The following is a 21,944-nucleotide window of genomic DNA, read 5'->3' as shown; positions in this document are numbered from 1 at the left end:
TCGTCTGACACGTCAGAGGGATACGGCTTGCGAACGCTCTCCATGCCCGCAGGTATGAATCAAACCAGTGGGAAAGTACATAACACCCTCTAGATTTCGCGGGCCCCGACATTCCTAGATTTGGAGATATAGAACTCCTGGTATTTCCGACCCTCGACGATACTGAAAGAAATTTACTGACTGTTCGTTGGACCGACAATCGCTATGCGGTTGCGGTAGCCTTCGAGCCGATCCAGCTTCCGGAATTCAGCGCCTTTTGGTTTCGGCTAAGCATTATTAACGGCGGCCAAGTAATACATTCATCGCTAGCCCGGGCTGAACAAACGTCCGAAGGTCGTTTTAGGTTCGAATTTTCCTTGATCGATCAAGTCCGTGCGAGAGCTGACAGCAGCGAAATAGAAATCTTTGGCTTTAATGAAAATCTTTCGCCGGAAGGCGCGCTTTGTTGCCGATGGAAAGTGGGCTATATTCGCGAAATCTCCTCCATAATGATTGCTTTAGGAAATCGAGCGACGCCAATTCAGTTCGACTGGCTAGAAAAAACTGCTCGACCATCTTTTGCCGCTCGCGTCAATTCCGCTCTAACGATAACTCGTCAACCCTCATCTTCAAGCAGCCTCATAGGGGTTAGCCGCATAGATCCTTGGGTACGCGTAAACAGCAATCTCGAGGCACTGTTTCGGCGCCTCCATCCACAAGCGACTCAGGGACGTTTCTTTGAGCGCTGGGGAACAGGCGACGGCGAGGGGCGGTTGAGATTTGTAGAGTGGTTCAAGAAACTCTTGTTAGATCACCGCGACAGACAAGCCATTATCTTTGACCCTTATTTCGAGGACGTTGGCTTAGCACTGCTACTGTTGGGTGCACAGTTGAACTCCGATTACGTCGTCTTTCGGTCTCAGTCGAAGGCTGCTCCGAATACTGACGGCGTGCAGGAGGCCGATAACTTCCAACCCCATGATGAGACGACCCATTCCGACGGTGCAAGAAACCTCGTTGCGCTTTGTCAGGCAAATTCGGAGGCTCTAAGGCGCTTTCGGCTACGCGTCTTTGCACTGAAAGAAGGACGGCTACATGATAGATTTATTCTGTTCATGGGAGCGGATGGCTTGGCGGTCGCAGGCTATCATCTCTCCAACTCGTTTCAAAAAGCGGCAGAAAACTATCCCTTACTCGTCACACCCATCCCTTCTGATACTCTTATTGAAGTTGAGAAATACCAATACAATCTAATGCGCGCTGCTGAGGCAGCCGCAGCCGAAAAGTGTGAAGAAAATCAAACAATTCGGTGTTTGTTTGACTCAAAGCTGCTGCCCACTCGCGCTCTCCAACACGAGCCGCTTCGCTTCCTTGAAAAGGATCATGTCGGTAACGTTCTGAGCATCTTGGCCGATGCGCCTTCGCTAGCAACTCTCAGCGGGGAGCCCCTCAAAGCCCAGATGACGGAACTTGGTTTGCTAAGTGGTAACTCGCTTACCCTTCCGCCTGGTTCGGAACTTTCTGGATTGATTTTACAACATAAAAATGACTTTTCGGGCTTTGCGCCCATTTGGGATGTTGTGGCGGATATATTGGCTCACTCTACAGTCCGAGATTACGGCACCGACCTAGAAGACAATAGCAACTTTCTTAGCTTTCTTGTTCAGTTTCTACAAGGATCATTCATCCGTCCTCATGTAGTTGTAGGGCATGAGGTGATGGTAATAGATGATCAGCTTTTCGGCAAAACACTAACCGAACTCTTGCACAGCGGCTACGACACAAGCTTTATGGCTCGTGAGTTTAAATATGCCCTACTGAATTGGTCCGAGTTCTACGCAATAAAGCTCTTGTGGAGGTTCAGCCCGAGTAAGCTCACACAGTTTCTAGAGGACGAGATCGCTTCGCTTCTATCAAACCAAGTGCGCCCTGGGGTTCTTCATCTTTCAATTCTGGGTCAGTGTGTGAATGAAATTGCTCAATCCCTAGAGTTCGGTGTAACCGAATTGCAGCAACGCTGTCTTTTGTCAAGCAAAGCGGATTTGCTGCGCTGGATCGGATTGAATGCCGTTGAGAGCAAGATCGGCACGCGCGAAGGGTTCTCATTCCTAGAGGAAATGTTAGCTAACGAACCGCAGAGAGAGCGACTGCAGGTTCTGGGATGGATGACAAGCCGGGCTTCACACGATACAGAAAAGAGTGAGGTTTACGGGCGTTTGATACAAGCTCTTCACGCGAGTTTTGGTAGCAAGATAGGTCAACAAGAGCTGAAGCAGTTGGTCGACTCTCTGCGCGGGCGTTTTGGGGCGTTGTCCTGGGCCGAACCTTGGTTGTTCCGCGATATAGTAGCGCCCTTGCTGCCAGATCGCGCCAGTTGCGACGACGCATTCGATATATGGATTTCGGAAGTCATCGGATATCTCGAGAGCGCCTATGATAGCAACCAGAGTTTCAGCCGGGGACGGGAAGGACAGACAACCGCTTTTGCCGCACTCCTGCTTGCAAACGTAACACCATTGAGCCGCCAAGCTGCCACGCTAAGATTAGAGGCGGTCCTGAGAAAGCAGCGACGAGTCCTACGTCAACCACTCGCCAGCACAACAAATTGGAGTAAATGGAACAAAGCGCTTGAAAATTCTCTATGGATTCACGCTTTCACTCTATGGTCGTTGTATTACTTACATACGAACGATGACACCGACACGAATATAGAAACACTATCTGAAAGTTCCCGTGAACTGGCGTTTATTCGGCCAGAAGCAGAATGGTTGGACCGACTTTCGGGGAGTTTAGGCGAACTGCCAGCTTTCTATGCCCAAGCACTGGAGCGTTTCGAGTCGACACTCGTGAAGCGGGCCACTCTACACCCTCCTGCCCCCGTTCTTGATCCGCAGTTTTCATTCAAAGATCGCCTATCAGCTGTGCTTCGTCTATTGCCGTCGCGTCTTCGGAGCGAGAGGAGCAATGGGGTAGCTGACCAGTGGGCTGATCAACCGCTAATTCTGCGTGCTGCGAGGGCAACCGGCATTATCGGTGTCCTTGTCTGGCTGAAGAGGCTCAGGCGGCGAGTTTCGCCGTCTGCGCGAGATCGGCGTTGAGGGCGGCGAGTGCCGCGCGCTTCGCATCGAGCTCTCCCTGCAGCGGGAAGGGCCGGTCGGCGCGCTCCTCATAGCCTTGACGGCGGGTGACTGCTTCGCCGGCCTTCTGCTCCTGCTCCTTCAGGTCGAGGTCGAAGCGCTCGATCTGGTGTTCGAGCCGGCTGATGAGGCCGAGCGGGGTCAGATCCTCGGGCACCGGGATCGTCTGGTCGAAGCCGGTGCGGGCAAGGGCCAGCACGATCTCCGGCTCAGACCGCCACCCATTGCCGGCGGTGAGGATGAGCGGGAAGCCGCCGATCACCCCGATCTCGATGTCCTCCTGCGTCTTCTTCCCCGCGGCCTGACGCTGCGCGAGCCTGAGCTTGGAGAGGAGCGCGGAACCCGCGATCCGCCGGTCGGTCACGGTGCGGCCGTCGAGGGTCATCGCGAAGGCGTCTCCCTTGGTCGAGAGGCGCTCCGTGATGTCCTGGCGGATCTCGCCGGCGCGCTTGATCGCGTGGGCGTGCTCCCGCACGGCGTCCGCGATGCGGCGCCGGATGTTCAGCTGGTCGTCGAAGTGGGCGGCCGCCTGGCGCTCCAGGCGGGCAAGCTCGGCTTCCAGACCGGCCTTCTGCATGAGGCGAGAGTCGCCTGAGGCGATCGCCTTGGCGAGCGCGAACTGGTTCGCGGCCTCGCCGATATCGTCGATCGTGCGGACGCTGCGATCACCGGAGAGGGCCGCCGCCACGAAGCGCGCCTTGCGTTCGTTGTTCTGCCACATGGTGGCATCCATCGAGCCGAGGGTCGCGTAGGCGTAGATCTCGATCTCCTCGTATTGGTTGCCCTGCCGCTCGATGCGGCCCTCGCGCTGCTCGATGTCGGAGGGCAGCCAGGGCACATCGAGATGGTGCTCGGCTTTGAGGCGACGCTGGACGTTCGCCCCCGTCCCCATCTTCTGGGTCGAGCCCAGGATGAGGCGGATGCGGCCCGCGTTGAACTCGGTGAACAGGCGCTGCTTGTCGGCCGTGCGCTTGTAGTCCTGGACGATCGCGATCTGGGCGGCCGGGATGCCGAGGCGGACCAGTTCATTCTTGATCCAGCGATAGGCGGAGAAGCCGCGGGTTCCCTCTGCGGCAAGCGTCCCGAGATCGCTGAAGATGATCTGGCCGCCGCCCGGCGTCGGATCGGGCGTGCCATCGGGCTTGCGGAAGCGGTCTTCCGCCGTCCGGAGGCAGATGTCGTGGACATTGGCGATCAGCTTGTTGAGCTTGTTGTCCGGCTCATTGTCGTTCAGAGGGTCGACCAGGCGCATGTCGATGGCGGCGTGGCGGCCGTCGGTGATGACCTTCAGCAGGATGTCGTCGCCCTTCTGGACCTTCCCCTTCCGGCTTTCGATCTCGGAGATCCGTTCGGCGAGCCGGTCCTGGTAGTCGCGGAAGGCTTCGCTGGCCTCGGCCGTGACGAGCTGGCGCTGGCCCCCACGGATGCGCGGCAGCCGGAGATACTGCCGCAGGTCATCCTTCAGCACGATGTCGGCGCAAGCCCGGAACATATCGATCAGCTCGGGCACGTTGACGAACTGGGCAAAGCGCTCGACCGGCTTGTAGGTGCCGGAGGGCTGTAATTCGAGCTCGGTGCGCGTGTCACCGAAGGCGGCGGCCCAGGCGTCGAACTCGTGGACGCCCCGCTCGCGGAGCGCCTCCTCGTTCTGGAACCGGAGAAGCGTGAAGAGCTCGCCAAGCGTGTTGGTGACCGGGGTCCCCGAGGCCTGGATCAGCGCCCGGCGCGGGTTCTTCCTGTCGATGAAGCGCGCCTTGACGTAGAGGTCCCAGGCGCGCTGCGAGCCGTCGGGATCGATACCCTTGAGGTTCGCGCGGTTGGTCGCGAAGGACAGCTTGCGGAACTCCTGCGCCTCATCAACGATCACCTGGTCGACACCGATTTCTTCGATCGTCACCATGTCATCGCGGCGATCCTTGATGGCTTCGAGCCGTTCGGAAAGCTTCTCGCGCATCGCCTCGACGCGCTTGCGGGTCACGCGATCCTCGGCATCGAGGCGGGTCTTCACCGCCTCATAGGTATCGATCTGATCCGAGATCAGCTGCCGCTCGAACTCAGCCGGCACGGCGATGAACTTGAAGGCGCTATGGGTGATGATGATGGCGTCCCAGCCTGCCGTGGCGGCCCGGGCCAGGAAGCGGGCGCGCTTCTGCTTGGCGAAGTTGGTCTCGTCCGCGACGAGGAGGCGGGCAGTCGGGTAGAGCTGCAGGAACTCGCGCGCGGCCTGTGCGAGGCAGTGGCCCGGCACGACGAGCATCGCCTTGGTGATGAGCCCCAGGCGCCGCTGCTCCATGATGGCCGCCGCCATGGAGAAGGTTTTCCCGGCGCCGACGGCATGCGCGATGTAGGTGCTGCCGGCGGCGATGACCCGCCAGATGACCCGCTTCTGGTGCCCGTAGAGGCGGACCGTCGTGCTGGCGCCCGGCAGGGTCAGGTGGTCGCCGTTGAAGTGGCGCGGCACCAGGTTGTTGAAGCGGTCATTGTAGAGCCGGGACAGGCGGTCGGCGCGGGCGGGATCGGTCCAGATCCAGCGCGAGAAGGCCTCGCGGATCTTGGCGAGCTTCTCCTTGGCAGCTTCGGTCGCTTCCTCGTCCAGGAAGCGCCGTTCGCGGCCGTCGACGATCTCGGTGTCCCAGATCTGCGGCGTCGCGCTGTTGAGCGCGTCATGCAGCAGCGCACCGGCATGCCGCTTCGGCGTGCCCCATTCGGAGGTGCCGGCGGCCGTTCCCACGAAGTTCCGGACATCCATCGACCAGGAGGCAATTTCGGGCGTGTGGAAGACGCGCGTCTTGGTGCCCATCACCTCCAGGGTGAAGGCTTCGATGTCTGATGCGGGGATCCAGGGCGCGCCGAGGCGGGCGATGATCCCGGAGGGCGGAATGTCCTGCGGCTGCGCCTCGCGCAGCGCCTCGACGTTGCGGAGGAACCGCGGGTCGAGCCGCGCCGCGTCCTCGGCGGCGGCGAACTTGGTGCGCACCGGACCCGAGAGATAGGCGTCGGCGGTCTCCCAGACCTCGGTGACAGGGTTGAGGAAGATCGTCGTGCCGAGCTGCGCGACCGCCTCCTCAGGCGCGCAGTCCAGAAGCTCGGCAAGGCGGTCCAGGTCGACGTGGCCGACCTCGTTGAGGGTGACGGCGAGGGCGTCGGCCGCCGAGGTGATGATGGGCGTCACCGGCGGCGCGATGACGCGCTGGTCGAAGATCGGCCCCCGCCGGGCGATGCCGGTCTCCAGGTCGTAGTCCTCAATGCTGGCGACCAGCCAGCAATCGGGATCGTCCTGGAAATGCGCGATGTTGGGGCGGCGGTGGATCTCCCGTTCCTCGCCCGTCTCGGCATCCTTCGTCGTGACGACGACGGTGTGGTTGAGGGGGCCGTGGTAGCGGATGAAGTTCGAATAGGCTTTCCGCAGCTGGACCTGCGCCTGCTGCCAGGGGCGGCCGGCGGCTTGGGCGCGGAGGACGTCGCGCACCGCCTCCCGGATCGGGATGAAGGCCTGGATCACCTTGGCGGCCCGCATCGTGATGCCGGAGCCACTCTTGCCGGAGCGGATTTCGACGGGGGTGAGCCTGCCGTCGATGATCTGGCAGAGCCGCCCGGCCTTGCCGGTGACGTAGCTGCCTTCCTTGATCGTCGCCCCTTCCGCGGCCGTGCCGACGCGTGGGAGGCTGTCGTCCTCCTCCTCCACGGCCTCCTCTTGGCCGACCGGGCGGTCGGGCACGACATTGGCAGGCAGCCGCGCCAGGGCCTCATCGAGACGCTCTTCGATCGGCGCGGCCCCAGCATCCCGGCGGCAGGTATAGGCGAGACCCGGGCTGTATGGGCCGCGGCCAAGTTCGTGGCGGCCGAGCACCATTTCGGGATGCACCACGAAGTATTCGTTGATCTCGACCGTGGCGGACCGCGGTTCGTCCTCGGTGGACTCTGCTGACGCCACACCCCCTTCGAGCGTGATCTCTTGCAGCGCCTGCCAGGCCGGCCCAGCCGGTGCCTGTCCCTCCGGACGGCGCTGGAAGACCAGGATGTCGATGACGACCTGGGTGCCGGCCGTCGCGGCCATGCTGCCTTCAGGCAGGCGCACGGCGCCGAGGAGATCGGCCATGCTGGCGATATGTGCGCGGGCGCTGTCGTTCGCCTTGTCCATCGTGCCGGTGCTGGTCACAAAGATCCCGATGCCGCCCGGCCGAAGCCGGCCGATCGAGCGGGCGATGAAGTAGTCGTGCAGCCGAAGGCCGAGCGAGGCGGTGGTCGGATCGCCGCGCACGACGCGATCGGCGAAGGGCGGATTGCCGATCGCGAGATCGAAGCCGCCGCCGAGCCGGCAGCGCGTGTAGTCCTCGCAGAGGATGCGGGCTTCCGGGTGGACGAGGCGGGCGATGCGCGCCGTGACCGGATCGTATTCGATTCCGGTGAGCTGCGTCGTCTCGCGCAGCCCCTCCGGCATCAGCGCTAAGAAGAGGCCGGTGCCCATGCCGGGCTCAAGGACGCGGCCGCCGGCGAAGCCGAGGTGGCGCGCAGCCCGCCAGAGGGCACGGATGACCAGCTCCGGGGTGTAATGCGCATATTGGGTGGCACGCTGCAGGGCCGCGTATTCCGCCGGCGTGGTGGCCTCCACCAGGCTCTCACCGATCTCCTGCCAGCCGTCCCTGAAGCCGTCCGCGCCGGGCAGCGGGAAGCAGTTCTGCGCAAGCTCGCTCGAGCCGAAGGCGACGTAGCGTAGCAGCCGGCCCTGCTCTTCCGCGGTCGGCGCGCGGCCGCTTTCCTCGATCTTCTTGGAGAGCGCGATGGCAGCGACGTTGTCCCGGGCGCGCTCGCGCCAACCGCGCGCGAGCGCGCGATCGCCATCGAGGACGTAGTTGCGGCCGCGCGCCGCCGTCCTGGCCGGCGCCGGGCGATCGTCGTCGTCACTGTCATCCGGCTCGGCCGAGACGATGGCCGGCATGAAGCTGGGGGATGCGCTGGGGATCTCGACGGTCCAGCCAATCGCGGTGCTGTCGAAGAGACCGAGCGTGAATTGCGCGGCGTCGGGCATGATGAGCCTCCGGGCATGGACGCGCGCCCGCGCGCGCGATGCGCGGACGGCGGGCGGGCATCGGGTGTGATGGGGTGTTCGGGGCGTCTCAGCGCCCCGTGCTTGGCGTGCGGGCCTAGTATTCGCTCGGGAGGAGCAGCGTCCCGTCGATCAGGTAGAGTTGAACTTCATCCAGCGGGAAATCCGTCCAGGGGATCGCCTGGCGCGTGAGCTCCCGGCCGTTGCCGTCCTCGGCAATCGCGACCGCGCTGCGGTCGTCGTTGACCAGGAGCTTCCAGGTGATGAAGCCTTCGCCCCTGAGCGCGCTCTCCGCGCACCAGGAGGCCACGAGGTCGATCAGCCAGTAGGCCGATCCATGCTCCGCGAGAAAGCGGACGCCTTCGGTGTAGATGAGCCTCTGGCTCCAATGCTTGAACCAGCGCTCGGTCCCCGTGTGCATCGCGAGGCCCGCCTGCAGGTCAGCCGGGGAGAGTTTGGTCGCCTGTGTGTCCATCTGCGCTTTCCCTTTCAGATCTTCTCTGTCGAAGACCCTCCCCGCGCGCCGCTGACGCGGTGACCGGGGCAAGGGCGCAGCCGGCGAAGCCGGGCCGTTGCGCCATACTTCGGCGCAACGGACCCTTGCGGCGGGCATCGTGGCAGTGGCAGCGCCTCTCCTTGCCTTTCATCTCCCCTTCTTCTGAACGGATGATGCTTGGGGAATGCGCTGCGGATTAAGCGACCATCGCCTCGGGGATTTCCCAGGAAACGGCTTCTCGTGGAATGTAGGCGACCGCAGCACCGATCTCCTTCGACCACGGCAGGGCCGCGATGCCGTCGGGGACATGAAGCACTTCATGTGAGACCCGATAATCGAACTGTTCGAGTGCGCGACGGTTCTTGCAGGCGCTGCGATCGAGCCGCACGATCGTCCCCTCGGGCGGCCATGGTGCAGTCTCGATCGCCTCACGCAGGAGCGGGATTGCGCGACGACAATAGCCGGGGGTCTCGATCTCCTGATCGCTCATCGCGGAGATTCGCTGCCCGATGATGCTGTATGGCCAGCCTTCATTGGCCCAACGGCCATCCGCACCTTGAACAAGCCGATCGTGCTCGTTGATCCTGATCGCTTGGAGCGGGGGTGCGATCTTTGCCGGGGCTGCTTCCGGCGCGAAGCCCAGGCTGCAATCCCGCTCGGGATCATGGGGCCGATCATGACCCTTCAGGATGCGCCAAGCCGGCAAGGTCAGCCGCCCTGCTCGCTCGTTGCCAAAGAGAGCGAGGAGAACATCGGCATGGGCATGCAGCGAAAGTTCGGCGACCCCCCCGGAGCGGATGGTCTGCGCGAAGTCCTCCCGGCCCTGCTCCTCGATCCCGGCAAGCAGCGCCTCGTTGTCGGGGGGCAGCGGCGCGGACGAGGAATCGCTCGCATAGAGGCGGATCGGGCGGTCGGGCAAGATGACGGGATTGGCCAACTCCCGCAGCCAGGCCGCGATATAGTTCTCCGGCTTGATGGTGCCGTCGCGACCACGGAGCATCCCGCCCTCACAAGAGCTTGCCCAGCCGAAGATCTGGCGCACTGCTGCATGAGCCGTGCCGATGAAGCCGCATTGCCATTCCGGGATACGCGGCGAGACGTTGGTCTCGTGGACGCGCTCGAAAAGGACGAAGCAAGTGCGGCCCTGGGTCATGCGGAAGGCAGCCGCCATCTTGCCGGTGGTGACAGTAGAACCCATGGGAGGAATCCCTTCTATTGCTGTGGGAGCTGAGAGGAGGCGAGGCTTCGCGGATCGCCGAAGCCGAGATGCTCGGACCAGGACCATCGCCGGCCGAGGCCTTGGGTCGTGGTCAGGCCGCGCGTATGGGCGCGGCGCTCCATCTCGATGGCCGCTTCGGTGAGATCGGGGTGCGTGGCCGCCAGCCACGCCACCTCATCGCGCTTCGAGGCGGGGCACATCCAGCAAGCGGATTTGACGGGGAGAGGAAGGCCTTCGCGGAGGATGACCTCCTCGCAGGCTTCGCGCGTCCAGCCCCATTCGACAAGGGGATAGCGGTAGCGATGGCCAGGCGGCCAGTTACCCAAGGCCTTAGCGAGGCGGCGGCTGTCGCGGGCGCCGGCGTCGTAGCCGATGAGCTTGGTCACGAAGGGACCATGTGGCCAGCTCTGCCGCTTGCTATCCCAGCCGAAATGTTTCTGCGTGAAACGCCATTGCGGATCCACCTTCCACTTGAGCGAGCAGCTATGGCCGCCATAGGCGAGTGACGGCAGGACGCTCTTGCGCAGACATTCGCCGTGAAGCGACGTGTCCCCCGCGCGCGGGCTATGCCGCTTGATGACCGTCACCGGCGGCATGTCATGGCGCGCAAGCCAGGACTGAATGACGGGCAGGTAGGCGGTGGTCTCGGGCTTCTCCGAGCCCGTATCAGCGAAGAGGATGAGTTGGACGCTAACGCGACGGTCTCGGAGACCGATCAGCATCGCAGTGCTGTCAACGCCCATGCCATAGGCAACAACGATCGGGTCGGCGCCAAAGGCGCGCGCGGATGCGTCGCTCCGTGCAGTCATGGCAGGCTCCTACGATAGTTGGAGAGAGGACGACCCGTGAGGGCCGCGGCCGTCAGGTGGGACCGCCGCCCCGGCCGTAGGCGCCCGCCGGCACCTGCCAGGCGCTCGGCGCGATGCGGACGGGCTGGTCCCAATCGGATGAGAGGGCGCGCCGCACGAGATCAGGTTGAGCGAGAGCGGCTTCGAAGGGCCGCCCGCGATCGGCAAGCACGCGAATGCCGAGCTGGCGTTGGATCGTGCAGCCGAAGAGATCCTCGTAGGCCGCGATCCGCTCGAACCAGGCGGGGGCGATGGCGCGCAAGGTCGCCCATTGGTCCGGGCCGCCGAAGATGCAGCCCATGCAGGAGAGCCGGGACCAGCCGAGCCGAGAGGCCGGCGCGGGCACGATGCCGTGGCGCTGCATCAGGGCCCAGGCGGCACGCTCATCGAGGTGATGCACCGGGCGCCAATGATCAACATGGCGCCGACGGCGTGAGCCGTTGCGCGTATCGGTGCGATCGGGCTCGAAGACGGCGTAGCCGGCGCGCGCCCTGCTCTCCTGGCCGCGCTCGCCCGTTACGACCAGAGTGCGGCGGTCGAGGAAACGCGCCTGGGCGCGGATCAGCGCGGCGAGGATATCGACCTTCAGGTAGGCCGAGCACCACCTGACGCGGAGGTCGGCCGACACCTGCGGGAAGCGCAGACGGGTGCCGGAAGGTCCCGCTCCCCCGACCCTGCCGAGCTTGCCCACGGGAGTTTCGAAGCAGATCGGCGCCGTGGGGCTGTTGTCGCGGAGCATCTCGCGCAGAAAGCCGCCTTCCTTCCAGGAGAGGTAGAGCGGGATGCCGAAGGTGCGGGCGATCGCGCGGCAATAGCCGTCGTGCTCGGCCAGTCCATGAAGGACGGCCCCTGGCCGTCCACGTCATGGTGATGAAGCTCAATGCGATCGAGCGGAGCGCCCGCCTCGATCAGCGAGAGAAGACAGGCGATCGAATCCTTGCCGCCAGAGAAGGCCAGGATGATCGTGTCGAAGGAAGCCAGATCGGGTGTGAAGGGTGCCAGCATCTCACGCTCCCACTTGCGAGATGCGCGTCAGCCATCGCAGCACATCGGCGACCGCGATCCAGTCCTTGCGCGAACCATCCGCATCCGTGCCCTGGAACTTCGGGTGATCGAGGTGGATGCGGAACTCGGTCACGGCCTCGTCCTTGGCGCGCAGCGCCTCTTCGGCCGAGGCCAGCCGGCCTTGCAGCGTGCGGATGTAGGTCATCGGGAACCTCCGTGGTCGGAGGGTGCTGCAAACCCGCCGCGCTCCGCGTCGGCGGGGGACGATAGCGTCTGGAACTCGGCGAGAAGGTCGCGCGCGTCCTGCCAGCAGGCAGCGTCCCAGCCGCCGGTGAAGTGGTTCCACTGCAGCAGGCTCTTGAGGACACGCAGCATCGTGGGCGCCTTGCGGATCAGCTGCGCATTGCCCTCCGTCACTGGGCAAATGGTTCCAAAATGCGTCCAGCCGGCGATGCTCGCAACACGGCCGGGGCCGGCGTTGATCTCGTAGACGTAGTATTCGGGCGTCTCGCTGCGGACGAGCGTCCAGGGTTCTGGTGCGTGCATGGCACTCCTCCATCGGACGAGGTGATCGGAAGACGTCGCGCTTGGATCAGGCCGCTTCACGGAGAGGCGGCGGGTCCTGGTCTTCGTTGGCGGTCGGAGCCTCGGTCGAAGAGGTGGAACGCTGCGCGGCATAGTCGGGGTGGAAGGCGAGAATGTAGCCCGCGATCCGCTGTGCGTCGGCAGCCGCGCGGAAGATCTCCCGCTTGTCGTCACGAAGTTTCCTGATCCAGTCGGCAATGTACGCGGCGCCGTTGGTGAAGTCGCAATCCTTGATGCCGAGTTCCGCGCAGATGAAAATCTGCGCCAGCTCAGCCCTGAGTTCCTCTTGCGAGTAAAGCTCCGAACCGAATCGACCGGAGAGATCGCGCTTGAGGCGATGCTCTGCACCGCTCCAATGGGCCAGCTCGTGCATTTGGACACTAGCAAGTGCGGCAGCCGAGCGGAATGCATGCTGCGGCGGCATCTGGATGTGATCCGTCAACGTCGAGTAGAAGGCACGGTCTCCGCCGATACGAATGACCGCGCCGCTTTCGCGCAGGATCGTCTCGGTTGCATCGGAGGCGCGCCACGGCGCTTCTTCGGCACCGGGCGGGGTGTAGTCCGGAATGCCATCGATCTCACTCGCGTGGAACAACGTGAAGGAACGCAGCAGTGGGAACCACGTGCCGCCCTTCCCACCAGGTTCCTCGCCACGATCGACCTCGATCCGCTTGTAAAAGAAACCCGTGACGCCGCGGGCGCCTTTACGCACTTGCCACTTCCGCTCCTGGGCCTGCTTGTATGTTGCCCAACGCGGATCGCTCGTCGTTAAGGCGAGCGGTGAGACGCCGAGGGTGAGCAGGTTGATCCCCCGGTACCGTGCGCCGGTGACCGCGTTCTGTGGCATGGCGGGGCCGCCCGCCTTGGCGCTGTCCCAAGGCTTGCGCCAGGGGGGCACGCCGGCTTCCAGAGCTTCGACGATCTGGTTGGTGATCTCCGCGTAATGGTCGCGGGTGGAGCGGGTCTCTCGGGGCATTGGGATGATTCCTGTGGTTGTGGATCACCCCTCCCGCGCCCCGCGGCCTGGCCGGCCGGGGCAAGGGCGCGCGAAGCGCGAGGCCGGAGGCCTTGACCCTTGCGGCGGCCGCGCCACGGCGCGGTAGCCAGCTTCTATCCTCGCTGCACGCTCTTCTCCTTCATCAGTTCCTCTTCAATGTGCCTCCTCATTCGAAAAGGCCCTGGTCAGGCATGGCGACGTGGTTCACGGAGAGGCCGACGGCAAGATTCCTGACCCAGATCGGAACAGCGGAGAGCATGAAGCTTTCGCCGGACCAGGCGAGGAGCAGGGTAGTGCCCATCGTGTCAGCGATCGCCTTGGCCGCGTCGGGCGGCACGGCATTGCCGATGCGCTCACGCCAATCGGCGTCAGAGAGGCCGTCGAGCTCCAGCTGCTCCTCAGGATCGACCAAGCTTTGGAGCGCGGCGAGTTCCAAAGTCGTGAAGGGCCGGTGCCAGGTGCCGTCCATGGCGCGAATGACCGCCACCAAGCGGCCCTGGGCCTCCGGGAGACGCGATGGGGCGGCCATTTCGTCGGGTTCCTGACCGCGCGGATCAGCGACGCTCCAGGCGCCGTTGTCGTGCTGCCCACTGCCGGAGACTGTGTTGGACGTGCCGGTCCATGGGATAACGCCGTAATGGCCGCCATTCACGAAAGCATCCCCCTTCTCGCGGCTGAGGTTCGGTCGCGGATCGGCGACCGCGAAGCGGCCGTTGCTCGGCAGGCTCTCCCCGGCAATGGTGCCGGTGGTCTCGACCCATGCGGAGACACCGAGGGCGCCGGAGCGGCGCTCCTCTGCTCTTGGGTCTGCGACGGACATCGCCCCACTCGCGACCCGGTCGGAGCCGGTGACGGTGCCAGCCGGCGCGATGAAGGGGTGGACACGGTATTTGGTCGCGTGAGCGCAGTCCGGCCATCCGGTTCTGGGATCCGCGACAGCGGTGTCGCGACTGCTCGTGATGGCGGCCGCCGGCCGCTCCCAAGCCACAACCCGGTAGACGTTGTTGAACTTCGTTGCGCCATTGTGGCGGGGGTCGGCCACGGCGTGGGGGCCGCCACCCACGAACATTTTGCCAGTGACGACCGGGGCGGGATCGGACCATGGGCGAACGCCGAGCTGGACGGATCGGCGATGGCCGCAGATCGACGGGTCGGCGACACTGAAGGCGCCCGCGGCGGGGCGGCCATTTCCCGTGACAGTTCCGAGCGGTGCGCCCCATGGCTGGACGCCAAGTGCCCCGTTACGCCAGGGGGCTTCCGGTGCGAGTCGGAAGTCCGTCAGGTAGCCGTCTTCAACCCGCAAGCGCTTCAGGGAGCGCCAATCCGATCCTGCCTCGACGAAGGCGAGGCGCACCCAGGTCTGCCATTGAAGGGACGGCACACGGTGCATCGGCCCACCGCGCGCGACGTCGCCGGCGAGCGGCATGCGGCCGAGGATGTCGCCGACACCGCGGAGCGGCCGCTTCGGCGGCTCGTAGAGGAAGGGTGGCACCTTCTGAGCGTGCCGCGCGACGAGGAGGAACCGCTTGCGTGTCTGCGCCAAAGCGCCCAGCTCGCCGCAATCATGCGTGGTCTCCGCAACGACGTATCCATAACTGCGGAGAAGGGCGACGATCTGATCGAGGAGAGGGCGCCCGCGCTGCGCGATCCGCGGCACGTTCTCGAAAAGGATGAGTTCGGGCGGATCGTCCTGGAAGGCTTCGAGCGTCAGCCATACCCCGCGCAAGGTCAGGCGATTGAGGGGCTGATACTTGGCAGTCCGGCTCAGGGCCTCGGCCAGGAGGCCCGAGAAGCCTTTGCAGGGTGCCGATAGGAAGACGATGTGGGGCCGTTCGTGACCGGCGGCACGCTGGATATCCTGCGGGGTGGCAGGGCGCCAGCCGGCGGGCGGCAGGTGGCCGTGGAAGGCGGCGTATTGGTCGGCATCGAAGAGATCGAGCACGGTGCCCCGAACGCCGGCCAACCGCTCGAAGTCCCGGATCGCCGCCGCCGATACGTCGATGCCGCCGAGGCAGCGGAACACCGCCTGCATATTGCCCACGCGAGCACTGCCGCGATTGAAGCCTCTGGCGCCGCCGCCGAGGCCGCAGAAGAGATGAAAATGGCGGATCTCACGAAGGTCCGTGGATCCGAAGTTCGTGGACGACATGGGGTTTCTCCTTGTTGGATAACCCCTTCCCCACCCCGTGCCCTGGCGGGCCGGGGCAAGGGCGCGCGAAGCGCGCGGCCGCAGGCCGTTCCCTTGCGGCGGCCAGCCAAGGCACGGTAGGCCTCAGCTTTCCCCTTCTGCCTGCTCATCCTCCCGCCCTGCTCGGTCTTCTCCATCGAGCCGAGCATTCGCCCGCAACATCCAGGGTTCAGGACGGATGCACCGGACCCAGTCCGCGAAGGACGGGATGCGCCCCAGGTCTTCACGAATGTGCTGCTCGGCGATCAGCCGCACGGGCACGGCTTTGCCGTCTGAATTCGTGATCGTCGTGCCGAAGACAGCCTCCGCGGCAAAGCATCCTTCCGCATGATGGCGAAGGGCACGGTGCCGGAAATCAGCAAGAATCATCTTGGACCCGTCGAGCCAGTCATGGACGGCTTGGTAGTCGGATGTGGTGCCGCCGAACTGCCGCGCCGAGGACACCGCATGATGGTAGCTATGAGCCATGATCGTCTCCTCAGAACTGGTGTTCCTGCCGGTTGTAGGCGATGTAGCGTTCGTTGAATTCGAGGGTGACGGCCTGGTCCGGCACCGAGAAGCGGAAGGTTCCATAGGCCCCTTCCCCATCCTCCCAATACTGATGGAGCCCGTCGAGGAGATCGGTTGCCAGCTCCTGCAGATAACCGGAGATGACGATCGCGCTCTCTTCCACGAGACCCGTAGCGAACACGACCGTTTTGATCGTGATCTCGCCGTCAGGCAGCGGGATTTCAGCATTGGCTGCATCGAATCCCACCGGCTGTTGGAAGCAGCCATCATCGCTTGACCCGTCGAAGTCGATGAGCACTGTTGCGATGCCTGCCGCGCTGAGTGAGGCGAACAAGACCTGCTTGTTGTGCGGGAGGATCTCCTGTTGCAGGCGCTCCGCCCGGTCTGACTTCTCTTGATGAGAGAGTGAAGTGTCAGTGTTCACAAGGTCATCCTTTCACGCTGCACGACGGACATAGGCGAGCCAGCCATCGATGAGCGCTGCAAGAGGCTGGGTCGGGGGCACCGAGAAGCCGCGCTCGTCGAAGGCAGATTCTTCGATGTTGTGGATTTCCGCGCCGGCGCGGCGGTACGCGGCAGCGACCGCACCGATAGGCGCGTAGGAGAGCGCGTGCCAGGGATACGGGTCCGGATCGGCGTTCACCGCGATCATCGGCCCGCTGACCGATAGCTTGATGACGAGCTCGATCGGCGCCGGCCGGCTATCAATCACCGGCGATCCGGCCGCGATACAGAGCGCCTTCACGCGATCGCAGTCATATCCGCTGAGACGGGATCCGCCACTACATAGGGTGAATCCGCCGCGGCCGATGTGGAGGTGCCCGCCAGGCACGGTCTTTGCCTGCGCGATGTAGTTGTCGTAGCTGAAGTCATCCTCGCTCATCGTTGCGCTCCGGTCGATTGGACAATTGGGACGGTGCTGCTCGCATCCGACAGAAACCCCGGAGCGGCGAGAACGACGAAGATGGCGATTGCGAACGGGACGGCGCTTGTGGCGATCCAGACTATCTCCGCGGTCTTTCTCATGGCGGCTTTCCTTCCAGGATCTTCTTGTCCGAAGACCCCTCCCGCCGGTCGCATCTGCGCGTGGCGGGGCAAGGGCTTTAGCCGGCGAAGCCGGGCGCGCGGGCGTAGCCCCGCGACCCTTGCGGCGCCAGGCGCGCATGCGGCAGAGCATTCTCTTTTGCTTTGTTTCCTCCCTTCCGGCGCCGGAGCGCAGCAGGCATCAGGGGCCGGTGCGGGCCTTGACTGCGGGCTGCGATCCGCGTCGTCACCCGGTTCTGGCCAAGGTGTTGCGAAGACCTTGGCATTTTCGCCACTCGCCATGTCGGACTTGGGCAGATCCGCCCTTTGACCAACAAGGATGATCGAATCCGTGCGCGCCATAAAATGCGGACCGTTCATGCCGATGGCCGTGATGGCTTCGGTGTGACCTGGCTCCGTGGTCGCGAGATAGCGCTCGTTCCACGGGTATTTCATGGAGTTGAGGAAGGCGATCGCCGGCGTCAGCGCCGCCACGCGATGCGGGTTGCTGATCTCGTCCAGCATGCGCCGCATCGGTCCAATGTCGCGCTCCTCGTGAGCGGCGATGCTCGCCTGGATCATCCGCTCGCGGGACACGGCCCGAAAGTCCAACTTGTGCCCGGCCTCTTCCGCGAGCTCCTGCAGGAAGATCCGCTGCGTTCGCCCGTTCCTTTCTCGGAAGGCGTGGATTCCATTGATGGTTGCAAGCACACCCGCTGCGCGCGTTACAAATTCGCGACGTGGCAGACCTCGGAGATAGCCGACGTCTCGCAGCTGCTGGCTCAGGGCTTCGAGGCCTTCCGATATCTGTGCGCCGCTTGCGAACGGCTTGCTGCCGGGGCGGAGCAGCAGTGGCTCGGTCGCGATCGAGCCATCCGACAGCTTGACGCGCTCGTCGCGCGTGTGCCCCGCCCCATTCATAGACATTCTGGAAGAGCTGACGGTGGATCGCCTTCAGATGGGCCGCGTCGAAGCTCTGCGGGATGTTCGGCGTGAGCGAATGTTCGGTCTGACGCGCGACAACCGGGCCGACTTCAGGCTTCTCAAGCTCGTCGTGAGATCGCGCACCGAGCTTGTTCTTGACTGTCTCGCCGTCGGGAAGGGTGTAGTTCGGCATGGCACTGCGTCACCGCAGGCCGTGCCGCTCTTTCATTCGCTCGAGGAGCGCCGGCATGTCGATCTCACCCTGGATAAAGCTATCGAAGATAGCTTCGCTCTCGGGGGACAGGTAGAGACCCTCGAGGCGCGCATTCGCGCGGGCGTGCGAGTCCGCCTCCCGCCGACGGTCGATTTCGGCGAGGCTGAGCTTGGAGCCGGAGCGGGTCACAAGGTCATCCATGGCTGATTTATACCTCCATCTCGTTGAAAATGCCAGTTTTGCCGGTCAAAGGAGCGCCCTCTGGGGCGCGTCGGGCGCGGCCTCGGCGCTGTCGGGCGCCGGCCCAGGGGTGGGTCCCGCGAGACGGGCCGCGAGCTCATGCCGGTCTGGACCACAGGCCCAAAGTTCGGCGCCCGGCCGCGTCAGTGGCGGCCCAAAGCCGAAGGCCGGGTAGGGGGCGCCGCAGATCGCACAGCGGCGCCTCTCATAGTCGGCAATGGTCCCTGGTGCCGCATCCTGTGTACCGGTCGACATGGTCCGGCTCACGCGAAGGACGCGGTGCGGGATCGCAGCTGCCGATCGCGATCCTGCCATCCCACGACACGGTTGGCCTCGGGGATGTCCTCGATAAAATCCGAGGGTGTCGCCGGTCCCCGACGGAAGCTCGCATGCGTGATCGTCACCCGCTTCATCCCGCGCGTGACGCCGACATAGGCGAGCCGACGCTCCTCGTTGTGGTCGCCGTAGAGGGGCGGCATGATCCCGTTCTCCCAGGCGACCAGGAAGACATGCGGGAATTCGAGCCCCTTCGCCCGGTGCAGGGTCAGGAGCTTGACCGTATTGGTTGCGTCCTCTCCTGGGGCGCCTGTGGCGAGCGCGGCATGGTCGAGGAGCTCGCGCCCGCTATGGAAGGCGCCTGCGAGTTCGATGAGTTCCTGGACGTTGTCGAGCCGGCCCTCCGTCGTCTCCGCCTGGCTGTCGCGGAGCATCTTGCGATAGCCCGAGGCGTCGAGGACGAGGGAGAGCTGGTCCGCGACCGTGGCCGCTGCCTGCCGGGCGACGTTGCGAATGGCATCTGCGAAGAGCAAGCCGGCTGCACGGGCTTTCGGGGGAAGTGGCGCCGTCTCCAGCGCCTGCAGGAGCGAGACGCGACGCCAGGCGGCCTCCTGCTCGAGGATCGTCATGGTCTTCGACCCGAAGCCGCGGGCTGGGATGTTGATGACCCGGCGGAAGCTCTCGTCGGACTGCCGGTCGTCGGGGGAGATGACGAGCCTCAGCAGGGCGAGAGAATCCTTGATCTCGGCTCTCTGGTAGAAGCCAACATCTCCGACGATGGTGTAGGGCACGCGCCCGCGCATGAGGGATTCCTCGAAGAGGCGGCTGAGCGCGTTGCTACGGTAGAGGATCGCGAAGTCGCCCCAGTCGCGGCCCTCGGCCCTTTGGCGGACGATCTCTCTCGTGATCTCCGCCGCCTCGCTTTCTGCACTGGCGAAGCGGAGCACCTCGATCGGAACGCCCAGGGGCTTTCGGGTGAAGAGGGTTTTGCCGAGCCGCTGCGAGTCGCGTCCGATGATGCTGTTGGCCGCGGCGAGAATGTGCCCCGAGCTGCGGAAGTTCTCTTCCAGACGGACCTGGGTCGCACCGGGAAAGTCTCGGGCGAAGCGACGGATGTAGGTGATGTCGGCGCCGCGCCAGCCGAAGATCGACTGGTCGTCATCGCCGACGGCGAAGATCTCGCGATGGCCGGAGCTGAGGAGCCTGAGCCAGGTGTATTGGGCCTTGTTGACGTCCTGGTATTCATCCGCCAGCACGCGGTCGAAGCGACCGGCCCATCGCTCGCGGTAGCTGCGGTCCTGCATCATGGCGCGCACCGGCCAGAGCAAGAGGTCCCCGAAGTCGGCGGAATTGGCGTCCTGCAGGACGCGCTGATATTCGGCGTAGACGCGGGCACTCGCGCGCAGGCCCTGCGCATCGACGGGCAGACCATCGCGATTGGCCGCCGCAATGGCGGCTTCGGCGGCCGCCGGCGCATCGCGGGGCAGAACGAGCTCATCCTTCCACTTCGAGATGCGGCCGCAGACCAGCTTCAACGCGTCCCGCGCGCCGGCGCCTTCGTCCTCGCCCGCGGTCAGGTTCATCGCCTTCATGACCCGCTTCACCACGCGGCGGCTGTCGTCGGCGTCATAGATGTCGAAGCCCGGGCGGAGATCGGCAACCTCCGGTTCGATCCGCAGCTGCCGCGCGCCGAGGCCGTGGAAGGTCCCGGCCCAGCTTGGCGCCATGGATTCACCGAGCGCTGCCTTGATCCGCCCGGTCATCTCGGCCGCAGCCTTGTTCGTGAAGGTCACGGCGAGGATGCGCGCCGGGTTGATCCGATGGGTTGCGATGCGATCGGCGACGGCGGCGGTCAGCGTCTTGGTCTTGCCGGTGCCAGCACCTGCAATCACCAGGGTCGGGCCAGTTTGCAAGGCGGCCGCGCGCTGTTGCGGCGTGAGGTCATCGAGGATGCGCGTCATCAGGCATACTCCCGTTCCGTCGCGAGCACGACGGTTGCCGTGTCATCGGGGGTCAGCAGGGAGAGCGCTTCGAGGAAGCGCTCGGCCGCGTAGGCCACGGGCCATGGCTCCCAGGGAGCAAAGCGGGCCATCGGGGAGAGCGGATCGTCGTCGAGGGGCGCGGCCATTATCTCAAGATCCTGGCAGATCGCATCCAGTGACCAGCCGACGCAGTGCAAAGCCTCCGAGGCCGCCGCCAGATGATCCGCGGCCTTGTGCGCCCGATGCGATGCATCGTCCCAGGCCGGCAGTGCATAACGCCTGTCCACGGCCTGCTGATGCAGGGCGACCAGGTCGTGGTAGCCCGCGCCCAGGTGCGGCTTGAGCGGCGTGATCGGGTCGTATCCGCCGAGCAGGGCTTCGGTCGCATCATGCAGCAACTCGCGCCGGGCCTCCGCGCGCGTCAGCCGGCGTCCGGCGGATCGACGCCGCAGGGCCAGCACCGTCAGGCTGTGCTGCGCGACGGAGAGCGGGTGATCCCAGGCCGAGTAGCCGGCCCATCGATAGGTACGGGAGAGCCCAATGGCGAGATCGCGCTCGGTCCAGGCGCACGGATCGGGCGCCAGGTGATTGAGGCGCTGGCCTGACGGGAGCAGCACCCAGGCGCGGGTCGGCTTCATGACCCCCTCCCCTGCTGCACCTCGTTCCAGTCGAGCCCTTCGGGCGGCCGCAGCCGCCGGAAGGCAACCCCTGCGTCGCGCGCGATGTCTGCATGGCGCTCGGCATAACGGTCGCCCGCGCGATTGGCGTCGGCGGCACTCTCGACGACGGTGCCGGGACGTGCGGCGAGTTCCACGCACAGCGCCTGCAGGGCCGTCAGCGTCCCCGGCCCCATTCCGCCGCCAGTCGCGACATAGAGGCTATCCGTTCGCAACCCTTCGATGGCAGCGAGGCTCAAGGCGTCGATCGGTGCCTCGGCGATGACCAGGCGCCGCACCTCCGCGGGGCCCGGGTGAAACCGGAAGAGCGACTTGTGCCCGCCCTTCAGGGAGCCCTTGAAGCTCGGACCGCGGATCTCGACGTGGGCGACCTCCCCCTGGACACCATGCGCGAACCACGCACTGCCATAGGTCCCGTCCCGGATGATATCCTGCTTGGCGGCGAGCGAGAGCACTGCGCTCGGCAGCGCGCGCTTCTCCAACAGGTAGTTCCAAGCAGCGCATCCTGGGCTGAGGCGCGGTCGCGCTCTCCAACGCTCGGCAACGGGCCGCGTATCGCCCTGCCCTCCCCGTCGCCGCTCCGACGGCGTGTAGCGG

The 21,944-nt window shown here is 64.6% G+C and carries 17 protein-coding genes and 1 pseudogene; 1 reads left to right on the top strand and 17 read right to left on the bottom strand.

All coding sequences use genetic code 11. The features are described 5' to 3' along the window. Window positions 1-98 precede the first annotated feature (98 nt). Window positions 99-3,077, top strand: a pseudogene (locus tag ACYQ6W_RS20820) (VPA1262 family protein); the annotation flags it as partial. Here the strand turns inward: ACYQ6W_RS20820 and ACYQ6W_RS20815 are convergent. From ACYQ6W_RS20815 to ACYQ6W_RS20735, 17 genes are all read right to left on the bottom strand, one after another. Further along, window positions 3,037-8,145 carry a helicase-related protein gene (locus ACYQ6W_RS20815; RefSeq protein WP_459677991.1) on the bottom strand — a complete coding sequence of 1,703 codons (5,109 nt, stop codon included), beginning with the start codon at window positions 8,143-8,145 and terminating at the stop codon, window positions 3,037-3,039. The pseudogene ACYQ6W_RS20820 and the gene ACYQ6W_RS20815 overlap by 41 nt on opposite strands. Window positions 8,146-8,260: 115 nt before the next feature. Beyond that, complete coding sequence (locus ACYQ6W_RS20810) at window positions 8,261-8,638, bottom strand: DUF6876 family protein (RefSeq protein WP_459677990.1); 378 nt, start codon at window positions 8,636-8,638, stop codon at window positions 8,261-8,263. Window positions 8,639-8,855: 217 nt separating this feature from the next. Continuing rightward, the gene (locus tag ACYQ6W_RS20805) at window positions 8,856-9,857 is read right to left on the bottom strand and encodes a hypothetical protein (RefSeq protein WP_459677988.1); all 1,002 of its coding nucleotides are present in this window, start codon (window positions 9,855-9,857) and stop codon (window positions 8,856-8,858) included. Between the two features lie 14 nt (window positions 9,858-9,871). Next, a complete protein-coding gene (locus ACYQ6W_RS20800; RefSeq protein ID WP_459677987.1) occupies window positions 9,872-10,687 on the bottom strand; it encodes a hypothetical protein in 816 nt (271 codons plus the stop codon). A 52-nt stretch (window positions 10,688-10,739) separates the two neighbouring features. Then, the gene (locus ACYQ6W_RS20795; protein ID WP_459677986.1) at window positions 10,740-11,465 is read right to left on the bottom strand and encodes an adenine nucleotide alpha hydrolase family protein; all 726 of its coding nucleotides are present in this window, start codon (window positions 11,463-11,465) and stop codon (window positions 10,740-10,742) included. Between the two features lie 267 nt (window positions 11,466-11,732). Then, window positions 11,733-11,936, bottom strand: coding sequence for a hypothetical protein (locus ACYQ6W_RS20790; RefSeq protein ID WP_459677985.1), 204 nt, complete (start codon window positions 11,934-11,936; stop codon window positions 11,733-11,735). Then, complete coding sequence (locus ACYQ6W_RS20785; protein WP_459677984.1) at window positions 11,933-12,277, bottom strand: hypothetical protein; 345 nt, start codon at window positions 12,275-12,277, stop codon at window positions 11,933-11,935. The genes ACYQ6W_RS20790 and ACYQ6W_RS20785 overlap by 4 nt, the downstream gene beginning before the upstream one ends. Window positions 12,278-12,323: 46 nt before the next feature. Beyond that, the gene (locus ACYQ6W_RS20780; RefSeq protein WP_459677983.1) at window positions 12,324-13,292 is read right to left on the bottom strand and encodes an ArdC family protein; all 969 of its coding nucleotides are present in this window, start codon (window positions 13,290-13,292) and stop codon (window positions 12,324-12,326) included. A gap of 187 nt (window positions 13,293-13,479) precedes the next feature. Further along, window positions 13,480-15,462, bottom strand: a complete 1,983-nt coding sequence (locus tag ACYQ6W_RS20775; RefSeq protein WP_459677982.1) for a DNA cytosine methyltransferase — start codon at window positions 15,460-15,462, stop codon at window positions 13,480-13,482. 123 nt (window positions 15,463-15,585) lie between these two features. Continuing rightward, window positions 15,586-15,969, bottom strand: a complete 384-nt coding sequence (locus ACYQ6W_RS20770) for a DUF6915 family protein (protein WP_459677981.1) — start codon at window positions 15,967-15,969, stop codon at window positions 15,586-15,588. A gap of 10 nt (window positions 15,970-15,979) precedes the next feature. After that, complete coding sequence (locus tag ACYQ6W_RS20765; protein WP_459677980.1) at window positions 15,980-16,435, bottom strand: DUF6878 family protein; 456 nt, start codon at window positions 16,433-16,435, stop codon at window positions 15,980-15,982. Between the two features lie 12 nt (window positions 16,436-16,447). Continuing rightward, on the bottom strand, window positions 16,448-16,894 hold the full coding sequence (locus ACYQ6W_RS20760; RefSeq protein ID WP_459677979.1) for a hypothetical protein: 447 nt from the start codon (window positions 16,892-16,894) through the stop codon (window positions 16,448-16,450). Then, window positions 16,891-17,955, bottom strand: coding sequence for a Fic/DOC family protein (locus ACYQ6W_RS20755; RefSeq protein ID WP_459677978.1), 1,065 nt, complete (start codon window positions 17,953-17,955; stop codon window positions 16,891-16,893). Before ACYQ6W_RS20755 ends, ACYQ6W_RS20760 begins: the two co-directional genes overlap by 4 nt. Window positions 17,956-18,160: 205 nt before the next feature. Continuing rightward, the gene (locus ACYQ6W_RS20750) at window positions 18,161-18,373 is read right to left on the bottom strand and encodes an antitoxin VbhA family protein (RefSeq protein WP_459677977.1); all 213 of its coding nucleotides are present in this window, start codon (window positions 18,371-18,373) and stop codon (window positions 18,161-18,163) included. A 302-nt stretch (window positions 18,374-18,675) separates the two neighbouring features. Beyond that, on the bottom strand, window positions 18,676-20,649 hold the full coding sequence (locus ACYQ6W_RS20745) for an ATP-dependent helicase (RefSeq protein WP_459677976.1): 1,974 nt from the start codon (window positions 20,647-20,649) through the stop codon (window positions 18,676-18,678). Next, a complete protein-coding gene (locus tag ACYQ6W_RS20740) occupies window positions 20,649-21,308 on the bottom strand; it encodes a hypothetical protein (protein ID WP_459677975.1) in 660 nt (219 codons plus the stop codon). Before ACYQ6W_RS20740 ends, ACYQ6W_RS20745 begins: the two co-directional genes overlap by 1 nt. Continuing rightward, window positions 21,305-21,944: DUF3991 and toprim domain-containing protein (locus tag ACYQ6W_RS20735; protein WP_459677974.1), on the bottom strand; the 640-nt coding region annotated here is incomplete at its 5' end. The genes ACYQ6W_RS20740 and ACYQ6W_RS20735, both read right to left, overlap by 4 nt.

The organism is Acidisoma sp. 7E03, assembly GCF_054665075.1.
The sequence above is the reverse complement of the archived record's forward strand: the minus strand, read 5'-3'. Positions and strand labels throughout refer to the sequence as shown.

Coding starts and splice junctions, on each gene's coding strand:
- ACYQ6W_RS20815 (WP_459677991.1), bottom strand. CDS start 8,145: ATGCCCGACGCCGCGCAATTCACGCTCGGTCTCTTCGACAGCACCGCG.
- ACYQ6W_RS20810 (WP_459677990.1), bottom strand. CDS start 8,638: ATGGACACACAGGCGACCAAACTCTCCCCGGCTGACCTGCAGGCGGGC.
- ACYQ6W_RS20805 (WP_459677988.1), bottom strand. CDS start 9,857: ATGGGTTCTACTGTCACCACCGGCAAGATGGCGGCTGCCTTCCGCATG.
- ACYQ6W_RS20800 (WP_459677987.1), bottom strand. CDS start 10,687: ATGACTGCACGGAGCGACGCATCCGCGCGCGCCTTTGGCGCCGACCCG.
- ACYQ6W_RS20795 (WP_459677986.1), bottom strand. CDS start 11,465: ATGCTCCGCGACAACAGCCCCACGGCGCCGATCTGCTTCGAAACTCCC.
- ACYQ6W_RS20790 (WP_459677985.1), bottom strand. CDS start 11,936: ATGACCTACATCCGCACGCTGCAAGGCCGGCTGGCCTCGGCCGAAGAG.
- ACYQ6W_RS20785 (WP_459677984.1), bottom strand. CDS start 12,277: ATGCACGCACCAGAACCCTGGACGCTCGTCCGCAGCGAGACGCCCGAA.
- ACYQ6W_RS20780 (WP_459677983.1), bottom strand. CDS start 13,292: ATGCCCCGAGAGACCCGCTCCACCCGCGACCATTACGCGGAGATCACC.
- ACYQ6W_RS20775 (WP_459677982.1), bottom strand. CDS start 15,462: ATGTCGTCCACGAACTTCGGATCCACGGACCTTCGTGAGATCCGCCAT.
- ACYQ6W_RS20770 (WP_459677981.1), bottom strand. CDS start 15,969: ATGGCTCATAGCTACCATCATGCGGTGTCCTCGGCGCGGCAGTTCGGC.
- ACYQ6W_RS20760 (WP_459677979.1), bottom strand. CDS start 16,894: ATGAGCGAGGATGACTTCAGCTACGACAACTACATCGCGCAGGCAAAG.
- ACYQ6W_RS20755 (WP_459677978.1), bottom strand. CDS start 17,955: ATGAATGGGGCGGGGCACACGCGCGACGAGCGCGTCAAGCTGTCGGAT.
- ACYQ6W_RS20750 (WP_459677977.1), bottom strand. CDS start 18,373: ATGGATGACCTTGTGACCCGCTCCGGCTCCAAGCTCAGCCTCGCCGAA.
- ACYQ6W_RS20745 (WP_459677976.1), bottom strand. CDS start 20,649: ATGACGCGCATCCTCGATGACCTCACGCCGCAACAGCGCGCGGCCGCC.
- ACYQ6W_RS20740 (WP_459677975.1), bottom strand. CDS start 21,308: ATGAAGCCGACCCGCGCCTGGGTGCTGCTCCCGTCAGGCCAGCGCCTC.